This is a genomic window from Rhodoferax sp., from assembly GCF_014859475.1.
Lineage (GTDB): Bacteria > Pseudomonadota > Gammaproteobacteria > Burkholderiales > Burkholderiaceae_C > Rhodoferax.
Genome location: NZ_JACUUE010000025.1, coordinates 1 through 25,100, shown reverse-complemented (window position 1 = coordinate 25,100; position 25,100 = coordinate 1). Strand labels below are relative to the sequence as shown.

Genomic DNA, 25,100 nt, shown 5'->3' with positions numbered 1-25,100 from the left:
GTTCAAGGTCCGTGTGCGGTATCGGGCCGGGTACGGATGGCTCGCAGTGACGGGGGCGCTGTTCTCGGTCGCCGAGGTGCAGCGGGCCATATTCAGCGGGCTCGCGATGACAGCAGCAGCACCGCCGTCGTCATCGGAAGTTAAGTCGCAGCGATCCACGGCACCGGGCATAAACTCCGGCGCGGCAAACTTGCCACCGTCGAGTGACATCAGCGCTGCGTAGCTCACCCCAGGGCGTCGCAGCAGTTCGGCCAGACTGTATTCGTGCTCAATGGCTTTGCCCAGCACGCGCTCAGACTCGGCAGGTGCCAGGTTTTTCGGGCTGACCCAGATCGAGCGCAAGCGTTCTGTTTCACGTGAAACAGCGTCGCGCTTCTGGTTAAAGGCTTGCCAGCGGGCATCATCGACCAAGCCGAGTTGGCGTCCTGCCTCGGTCAAACGGGCGTCAGCATTGTCTTCGCGCAGTTGCAGCCGGAACTCGGCGCGGCTGGTGAACATGCGGTAGGGTTCAGTCACACCCTGGGCGATCAGGTCATCAACCAACACACCCAGATAAGCCTCGTCGCGCCCTGGCAGCCACGTGTCTTGCGCGAAGCTAATGGCACCCGCGGCGCTGACCTGCGCATTGCCGCCACCCATGGCGCGAACCTGCAGCGCGGCGTTGATGCCGGCAAACAAGCCCTGCGCCGCGGCCTCTTCGTAACCCGTGGTGCCGTTGATCTGGCCGGCAAAAAACAAGCCGCCGATGGCTTTGGTCTCAAAGCTGCGCTTGAGCTGGGTCGGGTCGAAGTAGTCGTATTCGATGGCATAACCGGGCCGCAAAATGTGGGCGTTTTCAAGCCCCGGCATGGAGCGCACCAACGCGTACTGAATGTCAAAAGGCAGGCTGGTGCTGATGCCGTTGGGGTAGTACTCGTGGGTGGTCAGACCTTCGGGCTCCAGAAAAATCTGGTGGCTGTCTTTGTCGGCAAAGCGGTTGATCTTGTCTTCCACACTGGGGCAATAGCGCGGGCCCACGCCTTCGATCTTGCCGGTGAACATGGGGCTGCGGTCAAAGCCGCTGCGGATGATGTCATGGGTGCGCGCGTTGGTGTGCGTCGTCCAGCACGACATCTGCTGCGGGTGCTGCTCATGGCGCCCCATGAAGCTGAACACCGGCATCTGTGGGCTCATGCCACCGGGCATGCCGTCACCGGGCTGCTCGGTGCATTGGCTGAAGTCGATGGTGCGGCCATCGAGCCTTGGCGGCGTTCCGGTTTTCAGGCGGCCTTGCGGTAACTTGAGTTCTTTCAGGCGCGCGCTCAGCGACACGGCGGGTGGGTCACCGGCGCGCCCGCCGGCGTAGTTATTGAGTCCGACATGAATCTTGCCGTCCAGAAAGGTGCCGGCCGTGAGCACCACGGTGCTCGACCTGAAGCGAATGCCCACTTGCGTCACCGCCCCTACCACCCGGTCGCCTTCGACCATCAGGTCGTCCACGGCCTGCTGGAACAGCCACAGGTTGGGCTGGTTTTCCAGTCGCTGGCGAATGGCGGCCTTGTACAACATGCGGTCAGCCTGGGCGCGGGTGGCGCGCACCGCCGGGCCCTTGCTGGAGTTGAGAATGCGGAACTGGATGCCGGCTTCATCGATGGCAACGGCCATGGCGCCACCCAACGCATCGACTTCTTTCACCAGGTGCCCCTTGCCAATGCCGCCAATCGACGGGTTGCAACTCATCTGCCCCAGCGTCTCGATGTTGTGGCTCAGCAGCAGGGTTTTGCAACCCATGCGGGCGGCCGCCAGCGCCGCCTCGGTGCCGGCGTGGCCGCCGCCGACAACGATCACGTCGAAATTTTGTGGGTAGTGCATGGTGGTCAATCCAAACGAAGGGGGTAAATTGCAAGCTACGCCAGCCCTGCGCGCTCAAGCAAAGGGCCGATTTTACCGATGCACGCAAAATGCTGCTGCGCGCGCCTCGCAAGCGAAATTTCGCCCATATCGGAGGCACAATTCATCATTCTTTTTCGCTACTTAAAGGAACGTCCCCATGGCCTCCGGAAAAATACTTGTCGCCCAGGGCGGCGGCCCCACTGCCGTCATCAACCAGTCACTGGTTGGCGTCGCGCTCGAGGCCCGGCGCTTCAGCCAGATCGGCCACATTTACGGCGCCCACCACGGTGTGCGCGGCATCATCGACGAAGACTTTGTTGACCTGACGCAGGAAACCAGCCACAACCTGGAGCTGGTCGCCAATACGCCCTCAAGCGCTTTGGGCTCGACCCGCGACAAGCCGGATGCCGCCTACTGCCATGAGATTTTCAAGGTGCTGCAAGCGCATCAGATCGGTCACTTCTTCTACATCGGTGGCAACGACTCGTCCGACACCGTGCGCATCGTCAGCCAGGAGGCGCAGGCGGCCAATTACGAGCTGCGCTGCGTCCACATTCCCAAGACCATTGACAACGACCTGGTCGGCAATGACCACACACCCGGCTTTCCGTCGGCGGCGCGTTTTGTGGCGCAGGCCTTTGCCGGCGCCAACCTCGACAACGCCGCCCTGCCGGGTGTCTATGTGGGTGTGGTCATGGGGCGCCATGCCGGCTTTCTGACGGCTGCGTCTGCCCTGGGAAAAAAGTTCCCGGACGACGGCCCACACCTGATTTACCTGCCGGAACGGACCTTTGACTTGAACCAGTTTTTGCTCGACGTCAAAGCCATGTACGAGCGCCATGGCCGCTGCATGATTGCGGTCTCAGAGGGCATCCACGATACCAGCGGCACACCCATCGCCGCACTGCTGGCCAAGGAAATGGAACACGATGCGCATGGCAACGTGCAGCTCTCAGGCAACGGCGCACTGGCTGATTTGCTGTGCGAAGAGATCAAAGCCAAGCTCAAGATCAAGCGGGTGCGGGGCGACACTTTTGGCTACCTGCAGCGCTCCTTCATCGGCTGCGTGTCGGACGTTGACCAGCGCGAAGCCCGTGAGGTGGGCGAAAAAGCAGTGCAGTTTGCCATGTGGGGCGGGCGTGATGGCTCGGTGGCCATCAAGCGCACCGGCTTCTACTCAGTGGACTACGAACTGTTGCCGCTGGAAGCCGTGGCCGGCAAGACCCGCGTCATGGAAGACGAGTTCATCACCGCCAACGGCACCGATGTGACCGACGCGTTTCGCATGTACCTGCGCCCGCTGTTGGGCTCGGGCATGCCCGACGCTTTCAGGCTGCGCCACCACCCGGTGGCACGCGTGCTAAAAAAGTAGGCGGCTCAAATGAAACTCCTGATTTTTGCAGGCAGCACGCGGGCCCAGTCCTACAACCGCCAGCTGGCCAGGGTCGCTGCCGACCTGGCGCGGCAAGCCGGGGCCGAGGTCACGCTGCTTGAGCTCTCCAGCCTCGACATTCCGCTCTACAACGCCGACCTGGAAGCGCGTGGCACACCGCCCGATGTGATTCGCCTGAAACAAGTCATGTTCGATCATCCGGGCTGGATCATCTGCTCGCCGGAATACAACGGCAGCTATACCGCGCTGCTGAAAAACACGCTGGACTGGGCCTCCAGCCCGGTCAAGGGCGACCCTGACTGGAACCAGGGCAGCAAGGCCTTTACCGGCAAGATCGTGGGGCTGCTGTCCGCTTCGCCGGGTGCCTTGGGTGGCCTGCGCTCGCTGCAACACCTGGCGCCGTTGCTGCGCAACCTGCAGTGCTGGGTGGCGCCGCAACAATTTGCCCTGGGCCAGGCAGCCAGCGCCTTTGATGCCGAGGGTCAACTGTTGCTCGAGAAGCAACGCGAAGGTGTCGTGTCGGTCGTCAAGCAGGTGCTGTGGGCGGCAGAGCGCTTGACGCCGTCAAGCCCCGGGGTGAATCAAGAATAGAAAAAGCCGCTGGATCACAGCGGCTTTTTTTCATTCAGGACGTGAAACCTGAATTCAGTATTTCACTTTGACTTTGTCCATTTGTTCCTTGGTCAAAGCGGGCACGTCACCACGAGCTGACATGCGGTTCAGGTTCCAGCCACCTTCACCCACCCAGTCTTTAAGAATCTTCAGGTTGGCAGCACGCTCAGCATCGGTGTCACCCAAATACTTGTACATATTGCCGGGTTTGCCTTTGGCAAGCGGGTTGGTACCGTCATCCAGACGGCGCATGAATGCACCGGTAGATTTGCCGTTGATGAGTTGAAGCAGGTGCTCATAGGTGTCAGTGCGAGGACCAACCTTTTCTTTCTTGTACTTGGCCTCATCAAGTTTGAACTCGGCCATGGAGGGCGCGTCAGGCGCCGCATGACAGTCGTAGCAATACTTCTTCAACAAAGGTTCTACATCTGCGCGATAAGTGACATCAGCGGCCATGACGGGCAATGCAATGGCAGCACCTGCCAGCACCGACAAAAATTTGAGCTTTATCATCGTTTAATCCTTCAGTTAAAAGATTTCATTTTACTTGATAGCCAAGGTATTGAACAATTCCGTCGGGCTAGGACCCTCAGGCTCATTGTGGGCAATACCATAATGGCATTCAATACAGGTTTTTCCTTCAGCCTTGCCTCTGGCATGACGCCTTTGGGCTGCGGCAGACTGCAACTCCACGTTCATTTTATCGGCCCGATGGCAACTGCGACAAGTCTCGGAGTCATTCGCCTTCATTTGCTTCCAGATATTTTGAGCCATGTGCGCACGTTTGGCCTCAAACTTCTCCTCGGTATCAATGGAGGGAGAAATGTAAGTGTAATAAAGGTCTTTGGTCGCCTTGATTTTGGCCAGAACCAAAGGCCCTGGCGCATGAGGTACGTGGCAGTCGGTACAAATGGCACGAACACCGGTGCGATTGGTGTCATGAATCGTGCCCTTGTACTCGGCAAAGTTGTACGACATTTCGTGACAGCTTACACAAAACTCTTCGGTGCTGGTATGTGCCAAAACGTAAGCGCCTGCAATTCCCACAGAAACCGAGAACAGGAAAAGTGCGACCAAAGATCCTAATACCAGCATCCAGTGCCGGCGCAATTTTTTGACTACTTCAGACATCTTGATGGGCCTGTATTAAATGTTTAACGAGACAAAATGTACTGGGCCATGTTCTTGACGCTGGCTTCGTCACCTTTGGCTTTGGCGTGCACTTCATCTTCACCGTCCACCTTGATCGTGGGGCCGGTGGTCAGGTGAGTGAACAACTTGGCTTCGGCATCGGCCTGGCCTTTGTATTTTTCTGCGACCTTTTTGTAGGAAGGACCCGATTTGTCTTTGTCATCCGAATGGCACTTGGTGCATTTGCTGTCCTTGAACGCGGCCTTTGCGGCGGCCTCGTCAACAGCTTGAGCTGACATGGCGCCAAGAGCCAGACCAGCGACCATCAAAGCGCGCAAAAGAACAGAAAATTTAGTGTTGCTCATGTGAATCCTCAATAAAAATGAAATGGTTGACAGGCACTTAATGTACCAAACTGCAATGCTACTACCATCGAAATACCCGTGCCGTGCAATTTTTTTGATGTGAATCAACAGATGCGCTTTTACAGTTCGCGGACGGCTTCAAAAATCCAGAACGAACCCGGCTGCACTCCTGTTTGTCCAAGTAGGTTAGCATCAAGGCCGTCATATCACCACTTTCCCGGCACACATGCCCTCGCATGGGTGCCTGTCGTTCTATTGAATACCTATGATTTTCAACAAATCCAGCACCGAGCAAGGCGATGCCGTCATCGCCACGCAAGCCCCCTGTAGCATCGCCCCCGTCACGGTTCCCCAGTACCTCGAGTCCACTTATTGGTGGGCCTACACGCACCCCAATGCGGTGCGTGTGTTCGAGCGCCAATGGCTGGTCAATTTGATTTTGTGGGGCAATTTTTCGCGTCTGCGCGATCTGGCGCTGCAGGAAATGGGCGATGTCATCAACGGCGACGTGCTGCAAGTGGCTTGCGTCTATGGCAATTTCACCGAGCACCTGGTGCACCGGCTGGGGCCACAGGGGCACCTGAACGTGATTGACGTGGCACCAGTGCAAATCACCAATCTGCACGCCAAACTGGGCGAGCAAAAACAGGTCACGGTGTTGCAGCAGGATTCTTCTGCCCTGAATTTTGCCGATGCCAGCCACGACACCACAGTGGTGTTTTTTCTGCTCCACGAGCAACCCGCCGAGGTGCGGCTCAAGACGATTTCCGAGGCCTTGCGCGTTACCAAACCGGGCGGCAAGATCGTGTTCGTTGATTACCACAAGCCCAAAGCCAGCAACCCGTTTCGCTATGTCATGGTGCCGATCCTGACCACGCTGGAGCCTTTTGCCATGGACTTGTGGAACGGTCAAATTGCCGATTGGCTGCCGTCAGACTGCCAAAACCTGGCGCTTGACAAACAAACCTATTTTGGCGGGCTCTACCAAAAAGTCGTGATCACACGCTGATCCCGCCACGTTTTCCCAAGCCGCCTTAACGTAGAATCCGCGGGTTTTGTTTCTGCGACGGCTCTGCCTTTGAAAACCATCCCATCACTGTCTTTCACCAAACTAGGCTGCATCAAGGGCGGGCGCCAGCTGTTCAAAAATGTGGACTGTGAGCTGGCCCCGGGGCACTGGCTGTATGTGGCCGGCGCCAATGGCGTCGGCAAAACCAGCCTGTTGCGCATGGTGTGCGGCCTGGCACCTATTGAAGCCGGAGACATTCTCTGGAACGGCACACCCATTCATGCGCAGCGCGAGGCCTACCGCCAGGACCTGTGTTACCTGGGCCACTTGAACGCCCTGCAGGAATCCATGACCGTCGATGAAAACCTCGCTTTCATCACCGCCCTGGGGGGCATTGCCCCTGACCAGACGCAAACCCGGGAGGTGCTGACGCGTTTCGGCCTGCGCGGTCGAGGCAGGCAACTGGTGCGCCATTTGTCGCAAGGGCAAAAGCGGCGCGTGGCCTTGTCACGGCTGGTGTTAAGCCCGGCCAGGCTTTGGGTGCTGGACGAGCCTTATGTGGCCATGGACGAAGGCGGCATCAAGCTGCTGGCTGACCTGATTGCCGATCATCTGGCTACTGGCGGACTGGCAGTGCTGACCAGCCATCAGCGCGTGTCCATTGGCAAGGTGCCCGCTCAAATGCTGGAGTTGCAGGCCGCATGAGCATCATCGTCAAACCGGTCGGACTGGGCCATGTGCTGCTGGCCGTGCTCAGGCGCGAGATTTCCCTGGGCATGCGGCAAAAGGGCGAGGTGCTGACACCGCTGGTGTTCTTTGTGGTGATTGCCAGCCTGTTTCCGCTCGGTGTCGGGCCTGAATCTGCCCTGCTGTTGCGCATGGCACCCGGTGTCTTGTGGGTGAGCGCCCTGCTGGCCGCCATGTTGTCGCTGCAGCGCATGTTTGCCACCGACTACGCCGATGGCTCGCTGGAACAGATGGCGCTGTCCACCACCCCGCTGGCCCTGCTGGTGCTGGCCAAGGCGCTGGCCCATTTTTTGTTGGCGGGGCTACCCCTGGTGCTGATGGCGCCGGTGCTGGGCCTGCAGTTTGGCCTGGATACCCGGGCCCTGGGTCTCTTGATGCTGACACTGCTGCTGGGCACACCCACCCTGAGCCTGATCGGCAGCATTGGTGCCGCCTTGACCTTGGGCGTACGCGGTGCAGGGGTTTTACTGTCGCTGTTAATCTTGCCGCTGTATATTCCGGTGCTGATTTTTGGTGCGGGCGCGGTCGAGGCTGATGCAGCGGGCCTTGGCATTGGTGGCCACCTGTCACTGATGGCGGCTTTGCTGGTGCTCTCGATCTTTTTCTCACCCTTGGCTACAGCAGCCGCTTTGAGGATTTCCCTGGAATGAAAACACGTGTGATTCATTGGTTCAAGTTCTCGTCTCCACAGAACTTTTATTACCTGGCCGGAAAAATGTGGCCCTGGTTTGCCGCCCTTGCCACGGTGCTGACGCTGGTGGGTTTGTGGATATCGTTCTTTGTGGCTCCCATTGATGCCCAGCAGGGCCAGGGTTACCGCATTATTTTTGTCCATGTGCCGACCTCACAGATGTCCATGTTTATCTACCTGGTGATGGCGGGCTGGGCCGGCTTTGGGCTGGCCTTCAATACCCGCTTGTCGGGCATGATGGCATCGGCTTTGGCACCCACTGGCGCGCTGTTTGCCTTTTTGTCGCTGGTCACCGGCTCCCTTTGGGGCAAGCCGATGTGGGGCACGTGGTGGGTGTGGGATGCGCGGCTGACCTCGGAATTGATCCTGCTGTTTTTGTATCTGGGCTTTTTGGCCCTGCAAGCTTCCATTGACGACCCGCGCCGCGCCGACAAGGCTTGCGCCATCCTGGCTCTGGTGGGTGCGGTCAATGTGCCCATCATTTATTTCTCGGTGAAATGGTGGAACACCCTGCATCAGGGCGCATCGGTCTCACTGAAAGGTTCGTCCATGGCCTCAACCATGCTCGCTGGCATGCTGATCATGGTGCTTGCCTTCTGGATGTACACCATCGCCATTGCGCTGCTGCGGGTGCGCAACATTATTCTGGATCGGGAACGTCATACGGAGTGGGTGAAACATGCAGTGGCATAGCGTTGGGGATTTTTTGCACATGGGAGGCTACGCCCTCTATGTATGGGGCAGCTTTGGCATCACGGCAGCCGTCGTCATTGCCGAAATCTGGCAAGTGCGCGCCAAACGGCGCGAGATTTTGCGAAACCTTTTGAACGAATCCGGCTCTCAGAGCGATTAAAACATCACTACGACTATGAAACCTCGTCACAAACGCACCGCCATGATCGTGGGTGCCCTGGCCTCCATCGCCATCGCCGCCTACTTTGTTCTGAACGCTTTCCAAAGCAACCTGGTCTTTTTCTTCTCACCGACCCAGGTGGATGCGGGAGAAGCCCCGCAAAACCGCACCTTTCGCGTTGGCGGCCTGGTCAAGGAGGGGTCTGTCAAACGCAACAATCTGACGGTTTCTTTTGTTGTGACCGACTCTCTCAAAGAAGTGCCTGTCAGTTACACCGGAATCCTGCCCGACCTGTTCAGCGAAGGCAAAGGCGTGGTGGCGCAAGGCCAACTCGGCAACGACGGCCACTTCACGGCCTCGGAAGTGCTGGCCAAGCACGATGAAAACTACATGCCGCCAGAAGCCCAGCACGCGCTGGACCAGGCTGAGATCGAAAAAGCCAGCAAAAGCCTGAAGTAAGGCGCAGTTTCGTCCCATCCGGTGAGGGTGGTTGTCCGTCTTTTATAACGCACCGAGATTCAACATGATTCCTGAACTTGGACATTTCGCACTGATTCTTGCCTTGCTGGTTGCTGCGGCATTCGGCACCCTGAGTTTGGCAGGCGGTCAGCAGGGACGAGCCGAATGGATGGCCTTGGCGCGCCCTGGTGCCCAGGTTTTGTGGCTGCTGGTTGGCTTTTCTTTTCTGTGCCTGACCTACGCCTTCTACACCAATGACTTTTCGGTGCAATACGTGGCGCAGAACTCCAATACCCAGCTGCCGGTCATGTACCGCATTGCCGCGGTGTGGGGCGGCCACGAAGGTTCGCTCTTGCTGTGGTTGCTGATGCTGTGCAGCTGGATGATGGCGGTATCGCTCTTTTCAAGTCAGTTGCCTGACGTCATGGTGTCGCGCGTACTGGGTGTGCTGGCGCTGATCGCGGTTGGATTCATGCTTTTCATGCTGCTGACGTCAAGCCCTTTTGACCGCCTGGTCCAGATTCCGCTTGAGGGCCGTGACCTGAACCCGCTGCTGCAAGACCCCGGCTTGGTGTTTCACCCGCCGATGCTCTACATGGGTTATGTCGGCATGGCGATTCCGTTTGCCTTCTCCATTGCCGCCTTGCTCAATGGCAGGCTCGATGCAGCCTGGGCGCGCTGGACCCGCCCGTGGGCCACCGCAGCCTGGATTTGCCTGACCATCGGCATCGCCTTGGGATCCTGGTGGGCTTATTACGAACTGGGCTGGGGTGGCTGGTGGTTCTGGGACCCCGTCGAAAACGCTTCTTTCCTGCCCTGGTTGGTCGGCACGGCACTGATGCATTCGCTGGCCGTCACTGAAAAGCGTGGTCTGTTCAGAAGCTGGACCATCATGCTGTCGCTGATTGCGTTCTCGCTCAGCCTGCTTGGCACCTTCCTGGTGCGCTCGGGCGTGCTGACCTCGGTTCATGCGTTTGCCACCGACCCCAAGCGCGGTGTTTTCATCTTGCTGTTTCTGGTCGTGGTGGTGGGCGGCTCGCTGGTGTTGTTTGCCGCCCGTGCAGGCAAAGTGCGTTCCGGTGGTTCGTTTTCGCTCATTTCACGCGAAACCTTTTTGCTGGTCAACAATGTGCTGCTGACCACGGCTGCTGCCGCGGTGCTGCTGGGTACGCTGTACCCCTTGTTCATCGATGCGCTGAACCTCGGCAAGCTGTCGGTGGGCCCGCCCTACTTCAACGCCGTCTTTGCGCCCATCATGATGCCGGTGCTGTTTTTCATGGTGGTTGGCAGTTATGCCCGCTGGAAAAACGACTCGGTCGCTGAGCTGACCAAAAAACTGCGTCCCATTGCCATTGTTTCAGTGCTGCTGGGTTGCACTGCCCCGCTGCTGGCTGGCGAGTGGTCAGCCCTGGTGGCCATTGGTCTGACGCTGGCGATCTGGATCGTGCTGGGCTCTGCCGTGCAGATTTATCGCCAACTCAAGGACACGGTGAACTGGAAGTCCACCCCTGTTTCTTACTGGGGCATGCATGTGGCGCACATCGGTATGGCGGTGTGCGTGGTCGGCATCACCATGGTTAGCGGTTACGAAACTGAAAAGGATGTGCGCATGGCTTTTGGTGACACCGTCGAAGTCGGGGGCTACACCTTCCGCCTCACGGGCGTCAGTGAAAGAATGGGGCCCAATTACAAAGCCGATCGCGGCACCGTGGAGTTGATCAAGGGCGACAAGGTGCTGCGCACGCTTCACCCTGAAAAACGCGCCTACTTTTCTTCCACCATGCCGATGACCGAGGCCGCTATCGATACCCGATTTACTCGCGACGTCTATGTGTCCCTCGGTGAAAAACTTGAAGGTGAGGGCGAAGAAGCCTGGGCCATGCGCGTCTATCACAAGCCCTTCATCGCCTGGATCTGGTTTGGCTGCTTCTTCATGGCCATTGGCGGTGCCATGGCGGCACTGGACAAGCGCTATCGCAAAAAAGCCGCAGCCAAAGTAAGCGCGGCTGATATGAAAGGTGTTGCGGCATGAGAAAAGGTCTGATACCTCTGGGTATCTTTGTTGTCCTGGTGATCTTTCTGGCCATCGGCCTGACGCGCGATCCGAGTGAAATTCCGTCGCCGCTGATCGGCAAGCCTGCGCCGGATTTCACCGCGCCTGTGCTCGGCAAGCCGGGGGAAACCTTCTCCAACAAGGACATGCTGGGCCAGGTCTGGCTGCTCAACACCTGGGCATCCTGGTGCGTGGCCTGCCGGCAAGAGCACCCATTGCTGGTTGAATTTGTCAAAACCAACCCGCTACCCATCGTTGGCCTGGACTACAAGGACAAAGAAGCCGATGGCATCAGGTGGCTGCAACGGTATGGCAACCCTTATACCCACACCGTTGTCGATGCTGACGCTCGCATCGGCATTGACTTTGGCGTCTATGGTGTGCCAGAGAGCTTCCTGATCGACAAGAACGGCATCATCCGCTACAAGCAGATTGGCCCTTTCACACCAGAGGCCTTGCGTGACAAGCTCACGCCTCTGATCAAAGAACTGCAATCATGAAATTTCTGGTCATTCTCTTGCTGACGCTGCAATGCGCCATGGGTGTGCACGCTAACGAGGCGACACCGCTGGCTGACGACCCGGTGGTGGAGCAGCGCCTGATCACCATCGCAGAAGAGCTTCGTTGCCTGGTTTGCCAGAACGAATCGCTGGCCGGCTCACGCGCCGACCTGGCCAATGATCTGCGCCGTGAAGTGCGAGGCCTGATCAAATCAGGTAAGTCAGACCCTGAGATCAGGGAGTATCTGGTCAGCCGTTATGGTGACTTCGTGCTCTACCGTCCGCCCTTCAAGCCAACAACCTGGTTGCTCTGGTTTGGACCCTTGCTGTTGTTGATCGGTGCCATCTGGCTGTTATTGACTGCTATCAAACGCAATCAAAAACAAAAAGACTTGCCCGTGCTCGATGCCGCCAAACGCGCCAAGGCGCAAGCCCTTCTTCAAGAAACTGATTCTTCCAAATGAACGTTTTTATTGGTATTTCAGCGCTGTTGACGCTGCTCGTGGTCGCTTGGGTGATTCGCCCTTTACTTATCAAACCCTCCGATAGCCCTGTCAGCAGCGAAAAACTCAACGCTTCCATTCACCGCGACCAGCTTCATGCCCTTGAAGGTGACCTGGCGCGTGGCGTCATCAGCCAGCAGGACTTCGAGACCACCCGCGATGAGTTGCAGTTGCGCCTGCTCGACGACACCGAGAGTTTTGAGCAAGCCTCGGCTGAAACGACCACCGGCTTTTGGACTGCACCACGCATCGCTGCTGCCATTGGCGTTAGTTTTCCAGTGCTGGCGCTGGGTCTTTATATGCAGTTAGGTGCCCCGATGGCCATTAACCCACCGGTTGCCAGGGTCAACGCAGAAGATCAGCAAATCAACGAAATGATCGACACACTGGCGGCCAAATTGCAAGCCAATCCGGACAACCCGCAGGGCTGGGCCATGATGGCACGTTCCTACAAGGTAGTGGGACGTTTCGAAGAGGCCAAACAGGCGTTTGAACGGGCTGGCGACTTTATCAAGACCAATCCTGACATGCTGGTGGATTACGCCGAATTACTTGGCGTGATGGCAGGCAACACTTTTGTCGGCAAGCCACAACAAATTACCGAGGAAGCCTTGCGTCTGAACCCGGAGCATCCCATGGGCCTGATGATCGCGGGCGTGGCCGCTTACCAAAGCAGTAATTTTGCGGGTGCCGTAACGCATTGGGAAAAATTACTGAGCTTGTTGCCGCCAGGATCCCAAGATTTCCTACAAATCCAGGACAACATTGCAGATGCCCGCAGCCAGGCTGGGGTGCATGCTGGAACCGTCACAGACGGCAATATGCTGCCGCCAGTGCCAGCAGCTGCGGCCGCTGGCATGACACCAGATGGAGTCAACCAGATGGTTGATCGGTTGGCTGCGCGCTTGCAAGAAAATCCGGGCGACCTGGCTGGCTGGGCCCGTCTGGCACGCGCCTACAAAGTACAAGGACGTCTGGATGAAGCTGCCACCGCCTATGCCAAAACGGGTAAGCTGCTGGACACCGACCCTGACTTATTGACCCAGTATGCCGACACCCTGGCAATGAGCGCCAATAACCTGCAAGGCAAGCCGACCGAACTGGTCAACAAGGCACTGGCCATCGACCCTAAACACCCTATGGCGCTGATGATGGCGGGGCAGTCGGCTTTTCAGAGCGGCGACTACGCCAAAGCCATTGGCCATTGGCAAACCGCCCTGACGATTTTGCCAGCCAATTCGCCTGATGTGGCACCCATCAAGGCAGAGATCGCCGATGCCAAGTTCAAGATGAGCGCCACTGGCAAGCCCTGACAGCCAGCGCAATCGCGTCAAGCCCGGTTCAGACCGGGCTTTTTTTATCTGAAAATCCAGTGTATAAACTTGTGCATAATTTATCCTGAAAAGGAAAGTTATCCACAGAACTTGAATTCCATGGAACTTGTTCAAGATTGAGGTACAAAGTAAAAGCACACTCACGCACATCAAGTTAAATAATTCAAGTTATTGATTTCAATGGATAAAAATGACTTATCAACCAGTGTGGCAAATCCCTATCTACTACGACTACTTTAAAAGAATAGAAATAATTAAAGACAGATAACAACAATCAGCACATTTTTAGAAGCGTGTAAAAGTTTGAAAATTTCCTGTGCATAGAGTCAATAATTTGAACCAGCAATGGTTTTTGGCAGTTTGATCAAGTAACATTTGCATGTTGCTTCGCTACAGCGGCCGTTTTTCTCATTTCACCCAGCATTCTTCTCCAATTTTTTATTCAGGTCTCGTGACACAAACCTTTGAAATTAAAAGCGCTCAGTTGCCATTGGTGGCTTTGCTGCTCAAAATGCCTGACCTGGCAGACATCATTGAAGACCTGTATGCGCAGTTTGGGCCGGCTAGTCAGAGCCCCGACTTTTTTGATGATGATGCTGTGGTACTTGATTTTTTTCATCTGGAATTTGAGGATGTTGATCAATCCCTGCCGGCTTTGATGTCGGCCTTGCAGCACTGCCGTCTCAAGCCCATCGCCTTTCGCAACGCCAAGCCGTCAGCAGCCAGCGCAGCTTTGGCGTGTGGTCTGATTGAAGCGCCCGCAGAAATGCCGCGTGGCAAGGCCATCAATCCAAAAAATAACGTGGAGAGACCGGTTGCAGAAAGCGTGCGCGAAGTGGTTCGTGAAGTGGTGCGCGAGGTTCCAGGACCTGCCACGCTGGTGATCGACAAGCCCTTGCGTTCAGGTCAGAAAATCTACGCTCGCGGCGCTGATCTGGTGGTGCTGGCCATGGTCAACATGGGTGCTGAAGTGGTCGCAGATGGCAATATCCACGTCTATGCGCCCTTGCGTGGCAAAGCCATGGCAGGTGCCAGTGGCAACACGCAGGCGAGGATATTTTCACTTTGTCTGGAACCAGAACTGATTTCCATTGCGGGTGTGTACCGCACCAGCGAAAATCCACTCCCAAAAGACATTCACGGTAAACCGGCTCAGGTGCGCCTGAGCCAAGATGGCCACGACAAGCTGATCTTCGAAGCCTTGAACCCCTAAATTTTCTCTTTGAAAGACCTCATCGACATGGCAAAAATAATTGTGGTGACTTCCGGCAAGGGCGGCGTGGGCAAAACCACCACCAGTGCCAGTTTTTCCACCGGTCTGGCCATGCGCGGCCACAAGACCGCCGTCATCGACTTCGACGTTGGCCTGCGCAACCTCGACCTGATCATGGGCTGTGAACGCCGCGTGGTGTATGACCTGATCAATGTGATCCATGGCGAGGCCAACCTGAATCAGGCGCTCATCAAGGATAAACAATGCGACAAGCTGTATGTGCTGGCAGCCTCACAAACGCGCGACAAGGATGCGCTGACCCAAGAGGGTGTTGAAAAAGTGCTGGCCGACCTGGCTGCCATGGACTTTGAATTCATCGTTTGTGACTCGCCAGCCGGCATTGAGACCGGTGCCTTGATGGCCATGCACTTTGCCGACGAAGCGCTGGTGGTGACCAATCCCGAGGTGTCCTCGGTGCGTGACTCTGACCGCATCTTGGGCATGCTCTCAAGCAAGACCCGGCGCGCCATGGAAGGGTTGGAACCCATCAAGGAACACTTGCTGATCACCCGTTACAACCCGTCGCGGGTCAACCAGGGTCAAATGCTGTCCCTGCAGGACATCCAGGACATTTTGCGCATCAAGCTCATTGGCGTGATTCCCGAGAGTGAAGCGGTGTTGCAGGCATCCAACCAAGGCGTGCCGGCGGTGCATATGGAAGGCAGTGACGTGTCTGAAGCTTACAAAGACGTGATTGACCGTTTTCTGGGTGAAGAAAAACCCATGCGCTTTACCGAGCCGCCTAAACAAGGCCTGCTGAAACGTCTGTTCGGAGGGAAGTGACGCCATGTCTTTTTTCTCATTTTTTCTGGGCGAGAAAAAGAAAACCGCCAGCCTGGCCAAGGAACGCCTGCAGATCATCCTGGCGCATGAGCGCAATGGTCGCAGTCCGGCCACGCCAGATTATTTGCCTGACCTGCAGCGCGAACTGATCGCCGTCATCAGCAAGTACATCAAGATCAATGCCGACGACATCAAGGTCAACCTGGAGCGCCAGGACAACCTCGAAGTACTCGAAGTCAAGATCGAACTGCCAGACGCGCGATGAAAGCCAGTTTGACGCGGGGCGAATTGGAATGTAACCGGGTGTGACATGCTGGCTGAGTTTCTGCAGTTCCTGTTTTCTGGCGTCACGGTTGGAGCGACTTATGCTTTGGCCGCCCTTGGTTTCACGCTTATTTACAACGCCAGCAACGTCATCAACTTTGCGCAAGGTGAATTCATCATGCTGGGCGGCATGCTGGCGGTGTATTTCACGCAGGCTGGCTTGGTACTGCCACTGGCGCTGGTGTTGGCCATCGTGCTGCCCGCCGTGGTGGGTGTGGTGCTCGAAAAGCTGGCCATTGAACCCGTCAAGGGTGCGGAGTCGGTCACCTTGATCATCATTACCATCGGTGCCTCGCTGGTGATCCGGGGCCTGATCCAGGTCTGGCTGGGTAAGGGCGCGCACAGCCTGCCGGCGTTTTCAGGCGACGTGCCGCTGCAAATTCTGGGTGCCACGCTGATGCCGCAAAGCCTTTGGGTGCTGGGCGTCACGGCGCTTGTGGTGCTGGGGCTTTGGTACTTTTTCAACCGAACCCTGCATGGCAAGGCCATTTTGGCGACATCCCATAACCGTCTTGCTGCCGAGCTGGTGGGCATCAACACCAACTGGGTGCTGTTCATGAGCTTTGCAATTTCGGCCGCGCTCGGTGCCTTGGGCGGTATCCTGGTGGCCCCGATCACACTCACTTCCTACGATGTGGGTGTCATGTTGGGCCTGAAGGGTTTTGTCGCCGCCGTGGTGGGTGGTTTAGGCAATGGCCTGGGTGCCGTGCTGGGCGGTTTGCTGGTGGGTATTCTGGAAGCTTTTGGGGCCGGCTACATCTCATCGTCCTACAAGGATGCGATGCCGTTTGCACTGATTCTGTTGATTCTGTTTTTCAAGCCGCGCGGCTTGTTTGGCGGGCGATCCACCGAGCGGGTCTGAGCATGCGTAAACACCCTTTTTCAGGTCTTTACCTCATCATGGCGGTGCTGTTGGTATTGCCATTCGTGCTGCCCAACAGTTTTTATATGGACCTGGCCATCCGCATGGCGATGAATGCCGTGATCGTGCTGAGTCTGAATTTGCTGATTGGTTTTGCCGGGCAGATCAGTTTGGGTCACGCAGGTTTTTTGGGCATTGGCGCTTATGCGTCGGCGGTGCTGCCAACGCACTTCGAGTGGCATCCGCTGCTGGCCCTGGGTGCAGGCGCAGTGTGCGCCGGTGTGCTGGCCGCCGTGCTGGCGCGGCCCATTTTCAAGCTCAAAGGGCACTACCTTGCGATGGCCACGCTGGGTTTGGGCATCATCATCAGCATCGTGGTGCGCAACGAGGAGGCCTTGACCGGCGGTCCGGACGGCATGCCGGTGCCCGCCATGACGCTGCTGGGCCACGAGTTGTCGGGCGACAATATCTGGTATTGGCTGACGGCGCTGTTGCTGTCGCTTGCCATCTGGTTTTCGCTGAACCTGATCGATTCGCCTTTTGGCCGGGCCTTGCGCGCCTTGCATGGTTCTGAAGTGGCAGCAAAGGTGGTTGGCGTCGATGTGGTGCGCTATAAAGTCTCGATTTTTGTCGTCTCGGCGGTGATTGCCAGCATCATGGGCAGCCTGACGGCACATTATGTGGGTTTCGTGACCCCCAATCTGGCCGATTTTTTTCACTCGCTTGAACTGGTCACCATGGTGGTGATCGGCGGTATGGCATCGGTCTATGGCTCGGTGGTGGGCGCCGTTTTGTTGACTGCGCTGCCGCAGGCACTGACCTCTTTTGAGGGTTGGGAAACGGTGGCGTTTGGCACCATCCTGATGCTGTGCATGATTTTTTTGCCCAAGGGTCTGGTGCCAACGCTGGCGGCCAAATTCGGCAAGGGTGAATAGCCATGGCGTTGCTTGAAGTCAATCAGCTCTCGATTCACTTTGGCGGCGTCAAAGCGGTCCAGAACGTGAGTTTCAGCATCGACGCAGGCATCGTTTATGCGGTGATTGGTCCCAATGGCGCCGGCAAAACCACCTTGTTCAACCTGATCACCGGCATTTACACGCCCACCAGCGGCACCATCACGCTCGATGGTGAATCGATCGGTGGCAAATCACCCAACGAGCTTGCGCAACGCGGTGTCGCCCGCACGTTTCAAAACCTGCAGATCTGCATGAACATGAACGCCATCGAAAATGTGATGGTGGGTGCGCATCTGCGGCTCGATCGCAATTTGTTCAAGGCCGCCTTGCGCTGGCCCGCCATCCGGGCGCGCGACCAGGCACTGCGCCAGGAGGCAGCCGAGCTGATGCGTTTTGTCGGCCTGCAGGACTATGTGCAGGCGCGCGCCGACAGCATGCCCTATGGCGCGCTCAAGCGGCTTGAAATTGCCCGCGCGCTGGCCATGAAGCCGCGCCTGATCTTTCTGGACGAACCCGCCGCCGGGCTCAATACCAGGGAAACGCAGGACGTGGACGCCCTGGTGCGCAAGGTGGCCGATTCGGGCATCACGGTGGTGCTGGTGGAGCACGACATGAAGCTGGTGATGAACCTGTCAGACCGCATACTGGTGCTGGACTACGGCAAAAAGTTGACAGAAGGAACGGCGCTGGAAGTGCGCAACAACCCCGACGTGATCGCCGCCTACCTGGGCGCGCACGCCTGAAGCAGCAGCACCATGGACGCCTTGCGCATCATCAGCGAAGACCACAACAACCTGTGGCGCATGGCGACCGCGGTGGACCAATTGGCCATTGAACTTGAAGACGGCGGCGCGCTGGAGGCTGAATTTCTGGGCTCGGTGCTGGACTACATCGTGCAGTTCGAGGAACGCCTGCACTACCCGAAAGAAGACGACTTTCTGTTTCGTTTCCTGCGCCTGCGCAGTCCCGAAGTGGCCAACACGCTCGATCGTCTGGAGCGGGACCACTGGCAGGCGACCACCCATCACGCAGCCCTGCAATCGAGCCTGAAAAACGTCATGGCCGGTCAATTGTCCGGCGCAGCGCTGGCCAAACAACTGCGCCAGTACACGACCGATCTGAAAACGCATATCCTGACCGAGGAAGAGCAGTTGTTGCCATTGGCGCACAAGATGCTTCTGGCTGAGGATTGGCGCGAAATCGACCGTGCCTTTCACGATCCGGTTCACCCCTTGTTTGGCGATGCCGCGCAGGCCGAGTTTCGCGAGTGGTACCACCGCATCGTCAGCGTGGCGCCTGAGACGCTCGGGCTGGGCGGCAAAAGTGCCGGCCATTTGCCGGGTGGTGCCAGCCCGGCACAGGCTGAAGTGTTGCTGCGTGTGCAGGGTTTGGAGTCGTGCTATGGCCGTATCAAGGCGCTGAAGGGTATCAGCATGGAAGTGCGCCGTGGTGAAACGGTGGCGCTGGTCGGTGCCAACGGGGCTGGCAAAACCACCTTTTTGCGAACCCTCTCGGGCGTGCAGCCGATGAGCGCGGGCAGCATTGTTTTTGATGGCGAGGACATCAGCAAACTGCGCTCGGACAAACGCATGCGCCGTGGCATTTGCCAAAGTCCTGAAGGTCGTCAGGTGTTTGGCCCGCTGTCGATCGAGGACAACCTGCGGCTGGGCGCTTACACCCAACCGCGCCACCAGGTGGCGGGCGACATGGAAAAGATCTTCACCATGTTTCCGATCCTCAAGGAAAAACGTCTCCAGCCGGCCGGCACACTGTCGGGCGGACAGCAGCAGATGCTGGCGATTGGCCGTGCCCTGATGGGCCGGCCGCGCCTGCTGTTGCTCGATGAGCCGTCCATGGGGCTGGCGCCGTTGCTGGTGCAGGAGGTGTTCGACGTGATCAAGACGCTGAAAAGTCAGGGCATGACGATTTTGCTGGTTGAGCAAAACGCGCTGGCGGCACTTGACATTGCCGACCGTGCCTATGTGCTCGAGACCGGCTGTGTCACGCTGACCGGCACGGGCAACGAACTGGTGCGCAACGACCAGGTGCGCGCGGCCTATCTGGGCATGTGATAAAACTGAAAACGCCATGAAACAAAGCCACCTTGATGCGCAGCAATTGGCCCAGGCGGTGCGCTGATGTCGATGCTGATCCGTCCAGACATGGTCAAGGGTCACCATATTTGCCATGGTGGCAAAATCGTGGCCTTGTTCAGAGGCAAGAGTTATCGTATCAACGGGGAAGTGTTGGCTGAGTTGGAGCAGGCGACGCGCGTCCCATCACAATGAGGTGAAAAGCCCAGTATGACCGCCAGAAAATCACTTTCCAGCATGCTCGATCCGATCGAGATGGCCAGCCGCGACGAAATTGCCGCATTGCAACTGCAGCGCCTGCAATGGTCGATCCGCCACAGCTACGCCCACGTGGCCGCGTTCAAGCAAAAATGTGATGCCAAAGGCGTCCATCCGGACGACCTGAAAAGCCTCGCAGACCTGGGCAAATTCCCGTTCACCACCAAGCTCGATTTGCGCGACAACTACCCGTTTGGCCTGTTTGCCGTGCCGCGCGACCAGGTGGTTCGGGTGCATGCGTCTTCCGGCACCACCGGCAAGCCGATCGTGGTCGGCTATACCCAGCAGGACATCGACATCTGGGCCAACCTGATGGTGCGCTCGATGCGCGCCGGCGGTGCCAAGGCGGGCGACATTTGCCACAACGCCTACGGCTATGGTTTGTTCACCGGTGGCTTGGGCGCCCATTACGGCGCCGAAAAAATGGGCTGCATGGTGGTGCCCATGTCAGGCGGCCAGACTGAAAAGCAGGTGCAGTTGATTCAGGACTTCAAACCCGACATCCTGATGGCCACGCCTTCATATTCGCTGGTGCTGGCCGAAGAGTTTGAGCGTCTTGGCATTGCGCCCCAGAACATTTCCCTGCGCCTTGGCTTTTTTGGCGCCGAGCCCTGGGGCGAAGGCATGCGCAGCGAGATCGAGAACAAGCTCGGTCTGGATGCGATCGACATTTACGGTCTGACCGAAGTGATTGGCCCGGGCGTGGCATGCGAGTGCATCGAATCGAAAGACGGCCCGGTCATTTGGGAAGACCATTTTTATCCGGAAATCATCAACCCCGAAACCGGCGAAGTGCTGCCCGAAGGCGAACCGGGCGAGCTGGTGTTTACCTCGCTGACCAAGCAGGCCATGCCGGTGATTCGTTATCGCACGCGCGACCTGACCCGTTTGCTGCCGCCCACGTCGCGCAGTTTCCGGCGTATCGACCGCCTGACCGGGCGCTCCGATGACATGCTGATCATTCGCGGCGTGAATGTGTTCCCGACGCAAATCGAAGAGCAGATCATGCGCGATAAACGGCTCTCGGGCAATTACCAGATCGTGCTCAGCCGCGAGGGGCATCTGGATCAGGTGGAAGTGCGCTGCGAACTGCAGCGCGAGGTGTCAGGCCAATTGTCAGAGACTGATGTGGCAGCAATTGGCAAACAACTGCAGCACCACATCAAGACCAATATTGGCATTTCGACGCGCATCACGGTGCTGAACTTCAATTCGATCGAGCGCACGCTGGCGGGCAAGGCCAGGCGTTTGTTTGATGAGCGACCCAGGCTGACGTGACGATTGAGGGTATTTATTTTTTTAACGACAGGAGACATAACCATGACATTTCCGATGAAAAAACTGCTCGCTGGTGCCGCACTGGCACTGGGCGCGCTGACAGCATTTGCCGCCGATCCGATCAAGATCGGCTCGGTCTTGTCGGTCACCGGCCCGGCCGCCTTTTTGGGCGACCCCGAACTCAAAACCTTGCAGATGTATGTCGAAAGCATCAACAGCAAGGGCGGCGTTCTGGGACGTCCCCTGCAATTGGTCCACTATGACGATGGCAGTGACGCCGGCAAGGCCAACGGTTTTGCCAAGCGCCTGATCAATGACGACAAGGTCGATGTGATCGTGGGCGGCACCACCACCGGGGCCACCATGTCGATGGTGCCGCTGGTAGAAAAAGCTGCCATTCCGTTCATCTCGCTGGCCGGTGCCGTGGTGATCGTCGAGCCGGTCAAAAAATGGGTGTTCAAGACCCCGCATACCGACCGCATGGCGGCTGAAAAGGTATTTGATGACCTCAAAAAGCGTGGTCTGACCAAAGTCGCCCTGCTGTCGGAGACCAGCGGTTTTGGACAATCCGGCAAAAAGGAAACCGAAGCCGTGGCTGCCAAGCACGGCATCACGCTGGTGGCGAGTGAAACCTACGGCCCCAAAGACACCGACATGGGCCCGCAGCTGACCAAAATTCGCAATACCGCCGGTGTGCAGGCGGTGTTTGTTTTTGGCCTGGGTCAGGGCCCTGCCATCGTCACAAAAAACTACAAGCAGCTCGGCATGACGCTGCCGCTGTACCAGTCGCACGGTGTGGCGTCTGAAGAGTTCATCAAACTTGCCGGTCCGGCTGCTGAAGGTGTCCGGCTGCCCGCTGCCGCGCTCCTGATTGCGGACAAGCTGGCGGCCAGCAACCCGCAAAAGCCGGTGGTCACCGGCTATAAAAAAGCCTTCAATGACAAATGGAAATCCGATGTGTCAACTTTCGGCGGCCACGCGTACGACGGCCTGATGCTGGCCGTGGACGCCATCCAACGCGCTGGAGGCACTGACAAAGCCAAGGTGCGCGACGCCCTCGAAGCGACCAAGGGCTTCATCGGCACCGGCGGCGTGGTCAACATGTCGGCCACCGATCACATGGGGCTTGATCTGTCGGCCTTCAATCTGCTTGAAATCAAGAACGGCGACTGGTCGCTGGTGCAATGAGCCTGCCGACGTCCTACTGGAGAAGTCATGTCTGAAGTCATTTTGCTGGGCGACGAGGCGGTGGCGCGCGGGGCCATCGATGCCGGTATCAGCGCCGCTTTCGCCTACCCCGGCACGCCCTCCACCGAAATCTACCAGACCGTTGAAGAGCACGCCAAAAAGCACCATCTCAAGGTGCGCGGCATGTGGTCCACCAACGAAAAAGTGGCGCTCGAAGAAGCGGTCGGTGTGTCATACGCCGGCTGCCGCGTCATGGTGTCGATGAAGCATGTGGGCCTGAACGTGGCGGCTGATCCGTTCATGAACGTGGCAGTCTCTGGCGCGCATGGTGGGCTGGTGCTGGTGGTGGCAGACGATCCCGGCATGCACAGCTCGCAAAACGAGCAGGATTCACGCTACTTTGCCGACTTTGCCATGGTGCCGTGCTTCGAGCCGGCCGACCAGCAACAGTGCTATGACTTTACCCGCGAGGCCTTCGAGTTGTCCGAGAAGTTGCAGGTGCCGGTGTTGTTGCGCCTGGTGACGCGCCTGGCGCACAGCCGCGCTCGCGTCAAGCTGGCTGCGCCGCACGAGCAAAATGCGGCCCATTTTGTGGAAGACCCGACGCGTTTCATTCTGCTGCCGACCAACGCCCGGCGCGCCTATGGCCAACTGATTGACAAGCAGGCTAGCTTGCAAGACTACGCCCAGGCGCTCCCGGTCAATGCGCTGACGCTGCGCGGTGGCAAGCGAGCCGGTATTCTGGTCAGTGGTCTGGCCTGGAACTATCTGCAGGAAGCCTTGGGTGAGCAACTGCAAGACTACAACCTGCTGCGTATCGGCTTTTACCCGCTGCCGGTGCCCAAAATACGGCAATTGCTCGATGCCTCGAGCGAGATCTGGGTGGTGGAAGAAGGCTACCCGTTCATCGAGCGCTACGTGAGCGCGCTGGGGCTGATGACCGAGCGCACGGTGCGCGGCAAACTCAGCGGCGACCTGCCGCGCACGGGCGAGTTGTCGCAGGACGCCATCAAGCGTTGCTTTGGCTTGCCGGTGAGCCGCTCGCTGACGCTGCCCGGTCTGGCCGATGTGCTGGTGGGGCGACCGCCGAGCCTGTGTGACAAGTGCCCGCATACCGACTCTTACCTCGCCATCAACGAAGTGATTGCCGAATTCAACCCCGGCGCACGCATCATGGGCGACATTGGCTGCTACACGCTGGGCGCTGTGGGGCCGTTGCAAGGCATTCACTCCTGCCTTTGCATGGGCGCTTCCATCGGCATGGCCATCGGCGTGGTGCATGCCGGCATGGGGCAGGCCATTTGCGTGATTGGCGACGGCACCTTCACCCACTCCGGCATGGCGCCGCTGCTCGATGCGGCGCGCGACAACACCAACATCAAGGTGTTCATTCTCGACAACAGCATCATCGCCATGACGGGTGGCCAACCTACAGCCGCCACCGACGAGGAAGTGGTCAACCTGGTGGCCGGTCTGGGCGTGCCGCGCGAGCACATCCGCATCGTGGTGCCATCGCCGCACAAGAAGCACCACACCATGGAGACCATCCGCGAGGAACTGGCGTACACCGGCTTGTCGGTGATCATCGCCCGGCGTGCCTGCGTGACCTACGCCAAGGAGATCAAGGAGATCAAGGAAACCCGCGAGGAGAAACGCCACATCAAGATGGTGAGCGCATGAACTACGACCTGGTGGTGTGTGGTGTGGGCGGGCAGGGCGTGCTGACCATGGCCGGGGTGATCGACCATGCCATCCACGAGGCGGGGCTGTACCTCAAGCAGTCCGAGGTGCACGGTATGGCGCAGCGCGGCGGCGCGGTGTCGGCCTTCGTGCGCATTGGTGACCAGCCGGTGGACAGCGATCTGATCGGTGATGGTTGCGCCAGCATGGTGTTGTCGGTCGAGCCGATGGAGGCGCTGCGCTACCTCCAGTTGCTGCGCCCGGACGGCTGGATCGTCACCGACATCACGCCCATGGTCAATGTGGGCAACTACCCGCCCTTGTCGGCGCTCTATCAGGTGCTTTTCTCGGCACCGCGACTGGTGGCGCTCGATGCGGCGCGGCTGGCCAAAAACGCCGGCAGCGTCAAGGTGCAAAACACCGTGGTGCTGGGTGCGGCGGCCATGCATTTGCCATTGTCAACGGCGCTTTTCGAGAATCAGTTGCGCCGCTTTTTTTCGCGCAAGGGCGAGCGCATCGTCAATGCCAACATCAACGCTTTTCGCATGGGTGATGCGGCCAGCCGCTTTGCCGCCGCGTTGGTCACGGCCGGGGTGGCCTCCGAAGTGGTGGCCCGGGTGGTTTCGCGCATTGCCTTTGAACCCCAACCGGTGCCACCCGAGGACGTGGCTGCCTGGTGCCAACGCCTGCTGAGCCCGGATGCCACCGCACTGGCCCGTAGCCTGTTCGAAGCGGATGAGGCCTTGTCGCCCGCGGCAGTGCCCTTACTTTGAATGCCCGGGTTGCCAGCGCTTGAGCAGCAGCGCGTTGCTCATCACACTCACCGAACTCATGGCCATGGCGGCACCTGCCATCACCGGGCTCAGAAAACCGAATGCCGCCA

At 58.2% G+C, this 25,100-nt stretch carries 27 protein-coding genes and 1 pseudogene; 24 read left to right on the top strand and 4 right to left on the bottom strand.

The window, feature by feature from the left end:
- On the bottom strand, positions 1-1,851 hold a 1,851-nt coding region (gene mnmG, locus IBX54_RS04270), incomplete at its 3' end, for a tRNA uridine-5-carboxymethylaminomethyl(34) synthesis enzyme MnmG (RefSeq protein ID WP_296541421.1).
- A gap of 178 nt (positions 1,852-2,029) precedes the next feature.
- On the opposite strand from mnmG, the gene IBX54_RS04265 reads away from it, so the two are divergent.
- Both IBX54_RS04265 and IBX54_RS04260 read left to right on the top strand, forming a co-directional pair.
- Positions 2,030-3,244 carry a 6-phosphofructokinase gene (locus IBX54_RS04265; RefSeq protein ID WP_296541420.1) on the top strand — a complete coding sequence of 405 codons (1,215 nt, stop codon included), beginning with the start codon at positions 2,030-2,032 and terminating at the stop codon, positions 3,242-3,244.
- Positions 3,245-3,253: 9 nt separating this feature from the next.
- The gene (locus IBX54_RS04260) at positions 3,254-3,856 is read left to right on the top strand and encodes an NADPH-dependent FMN reductase (RefSeq protein ID WP_296541419.1); all 603 of its coding nucleotides are present in this window, start codon (positions 3,254-3,256) and stop codon (positions 3,854-3,856) included.
- A gap of 54 nt (positions 3,857-3,910) precedes the next feature.
- On the opposite strand, the gene IBX54_RS04255 is transcribed toward IBX54_RS04260, so the two are convergent.
- The 3 genes from IBX54_RS04255 to IBX54_RS04245 form a co-directional block, all read right to left on the bottom strand.
- Complete coding sequence (locus tag IBX54_RS04255) at positions 3,911-4,333, bottom strand: cytochrome C (RefSeq protein ID WP_296541418.1); 423 nt, start codon at positions 4,331-4,333, stop codon at positions 3,911-3,913.
- 87 nt (positions 4,334-4,420) lie between these two features.
- Positions 4,421-5,008 (bottom strand): NapC/NirT family cytochrome c, encoded by a 588-nt coding sequence (locus IBX54_RS04250; protein WP_296541417.1) that lies wholly within the window; start codon positions 5,006-5,008, stop codon positions 4,421-4,423.
- Between the two features lie 23 nt (positions 5,009-5,031).
- Complete coding sequence (locus tag IBX54_RS04245) at positions 5,032-5,481, bottom strand: c-type cytochrome (RefSeq protein ID WP_296541416.1); 450 nt, start codon at positions 5,479-5,481, stop codon at positions 5,032-5,034.
- Positions 5,482-5,638: 157 nt separating this feature from the next.
- On the opposite strand from IBX54_RS04245, the gene rquA reads away from it, so the two are divergent.
- From rquA to IBX54_RS04135, 22 genes and pseudogenes are all read left to right on the top strand, one after another.
- A complete protein-coding gene (rquA, locus tag IBX54_RS04240) occupies positions 5,639-6,382 on the top strand; it encodes a rhodoquinone biosynthesis methyltransferase RquA (RefSeq protein WP_296541415.1) in 744 nt (247 codons plus the stop codon).
- Between the two features lie 69 nt (positions 6,383-6,451).
- Entirely contained in the window at positions 6,452-7,087 is a 636-nt protein-coding gene (gene ccmA, locus IBX54_RS04235) for a cytochrome c biogenesis heme-transporting ATPase CcmA (RefSeq protein WP_296541414.1), read from the top strand.
- Positions 7,084-7,779, top strand: a complete 696-nt coding sequence (gene ccmB / locus IBX54_RS04230) for a heme exporter protein CcmB (protein WP_296541413.1) — start codon at positions 7,084-7,086, stop codon at positions 7,777-7,779. Before ccmA ends, ccmB begins: the two co-directional genes overlap by 4 nt.
- A complete protein-coding gene (gene ccmC, locus IBX54_RS04225) occupies positions 7,776-8,513 on the top strand; it encodes a heme ABC transporter permease CcmC (RefSeq protein WP_296541412.1) in 738 nt (245 codons plus the stop codon). Before ccmB ends, ccmC begins: the two co-directional genes overlap by 4 nt.
- Entirely contained in the window at positions 8,500-8,673 is a 174-nt protein-coding gene (gene ccmD / locus IBX54_RS04220) for a heme exporter protein CcmD (protein ID WP_367141806.1), read from the top strand. The genes ccmC and ccmD overlap by 14 nt, the downstream gene beginning before the upstream one ends.
- A 15-nt stretch (positions 8,674-8,688) precedes the next feature.
- Positions 8,689-9,132 carry a cytochrome c maturation protein CcmE gene (gene ccmE / locus IBX54_RS04215; protein WP_296541410.1) on the top strand — a complete coding sequence of 148 codons (444 nt, stop codon included), beginning with the start codon at positions 8,689-8,691 and terminating at the stop codon, positions 9,130-9,132.
- Between the two features lie 64 nt (positions 9,133-9,196).
- A complete protein-coding gene (locus IBX54_RS04210) occupies positions 9,197-11,164 on the top strand; it encodes a heme lyase CcmF/NrfE family subunit (protein WP_296541409.1) in 1,968 nt (655 codons plus the stop codon).
- The gene (locus tag IBX54_RS04205) at positions 11,161-11,685 is read left to right on the top strand and encodes a DsbE family thiol:disulfide interchange protein (RefSeq protein WP_296541408.1); all 525 of its coding nucleotides are present in this window, start codon (positions 11,161-11,163) and stop codon (positions 11,683-11,685) included. Before IBX54_RS04210 ends, IBX54_RS04205 begins: the two co-directional genes overlap by 4 nt.
- On the top strand, positions 11,682-12,149 hold the full coding sequence (locus IBX54_RS04200; RefSeq protein ID WP_296541407.1) for a cytochrome c-type biogenesis protein: 468 nt from the start codon (positions 11,682-11,684) through the stop codon (positions 12,147-12,149). The genes IBX54_RS04205 and IBX54_RS04200 overlap by 4 nt, the downstream gene beginning before the upstream one ends.
- On the top strand, positions 12,146-13,501 hold the full coding sequence (gene ccmI / locus IBX54_RS04195; RefSeq protein WP_296541406.1) for a c-type cytochrome biogenesis protein CcmI: 1,356 nt from the start codon (positions 12,146-12,148) through the stop codon (positions 13,499-13,501). The genes IBX54_RS04200 and ccmI overlap by 4 nt, the downstream gene beginning before the upstream one ends.
- A 472-nt stretch (positions 13,502-13,973) precedes the next feature.
- Positions 13,974-14,735, top strand: a complete 762-nt coding sequence (gene minC / locus IBX54_RS04190; RefSeq protein WP_296541405.1) for a septum site-determining protein MinC — start codon at positions 13,974-13,976, stop codon at positions 14,733-14,735.
- A 27-nt stretch (positions 14,736-14,762) separates the two neighbouring features.
- The gene (minD, locus tag IBX54_RS04185) at positions 14,763-15,578 is read left to right on the top strand and encodes a septum site-determining protein MinD (protein ID WP_296541423.1); all 816 of its coding nucleotides are present in this window, start codon (positions 14,763-14,765) and stop codon (positions 15,576-15,578) included.
- Between the two features lie 4 nt (positions 15,579-15,582).
- Positions 15,583-15,843: a cell division topological specificity factor MinE gene (gene minE, locus IBX54_RS04180; protein ID WP_296541404.1), complete on the top strand. Its 261-nt coding sequence runs from the start codon at positions 15,583-15,585 to the stop codon at positions 15,841-15,843.
- Between the two features lie 48 nt (positions 15,844-15,891).
- Positions 15,892-16,764, top strand: coding sequence for a branched-chain amino acid ABC transporter permease (locus IBX54_RS04175; protein ID WP_367141808.1), 873 nt, complete (start codon positions 15,892-15,894; stop codon positions 16,762-16,764).
- 2 nt (positions 16,765-16,766) lie between these two features.
- Positions 16,767-17,699 (top strand): branched-chain amino acid ABC transporter permease, encoded by a 933-nt coding sequence (locus IBX54_RS04170; RefSeq protein WP_296541402.1) that lies wholly within the window; start codon positions 16,767-16,769, stop codon positions 17,697-17,699.
- A 2-nt stretch (positions 17,700-17,701) separates the two neighbouring features.
- The gene (locus IBX54_RS04165; RefSeq protein ID WP_296541401.1) at positions 17,702-18,463 is read left to right on the top strand and encodes an ABC transporter ATP-binding protein; all 762 of its coding nucleotides are present in this window, start codon (positions 17,702-17,704) and stop codon (positions 18,461-18,463) included.
- Between the two features lie 12 nt (positions 18,464-18,475).
- Positions 18,476-18,874: pseudogene (locus IBX54_RS04160) on the top strand (hemerythrin domain-containing protein); the annotation flags it as partial.
- Between the two features lie 216 nt (positions 18,875-19,090).
- On the top strand, positions 19,091-19,792 hold the full coding sequence (locus tag IBX54_RS04155) for an ABC transporter ATP-binding protein (protein WP_296541422.1): 702 nt from the start codon (positions 19,091-19,093) through the stop codon (positions 19,790-19,792).
- Between the two features lie 231 nt (positions 19,793-20,023).
- Positions 20,024-21,349 carry a phenylacetate--CoA ligase PaaK gene (gene paaK, locus IBX54_RS04150; RefSeq protein WP_296541400.1) on the top strand — a complete coding sequence of 442 codons (1,326 nt, stop codon included), beginning with the start codon at positions 20,024-20,026 and terminating at the stop codon, positions 21,347-21,349.
- Between the two features lie 54 nt (positions 21,350-21,403).
- The gene (locus tag IBX54_RS04145; RefSeq protein WP_367141807.1) at positions 21,404-22,537 is read left to right on the top strand and encodes an ABC transporter substrate-binding protein; all 1,134 of its coding nucleotides are present in this window, start codon (positions 21,404-21,406) and stop codon (positions 22,535-22,537) included.
- A gap of 27 nt (positions 22,538-22,564) precedes the next feature.
- Positions 22,565-24,217 (top strand): thiamine pyrophosphate-dependent enzyme, encoded by a 1,653-nt coding sequence (locus IBX54_RS04140; RefSeq protein ID WP_296541398.1) that lies wholly within the window; start codon positions 22,565-22,567, stop codon positions 24,215-24,217.
- Entirely contained in the window at positions 24,214-24,990 is a 777-nt protein-coding gene (locus IBX54_RS04135) for an indolepyruvate oxidoreductase subunit beta (RefSeq protein WP_296541397.1), read from the top strand. Before IBX54_RS04140 ends, IBX54_RS04135 begins: the two co-directional genes overlap by 4 nt.
- Positions 24,991-25,100: the final 110 nt, after the last annotated feature.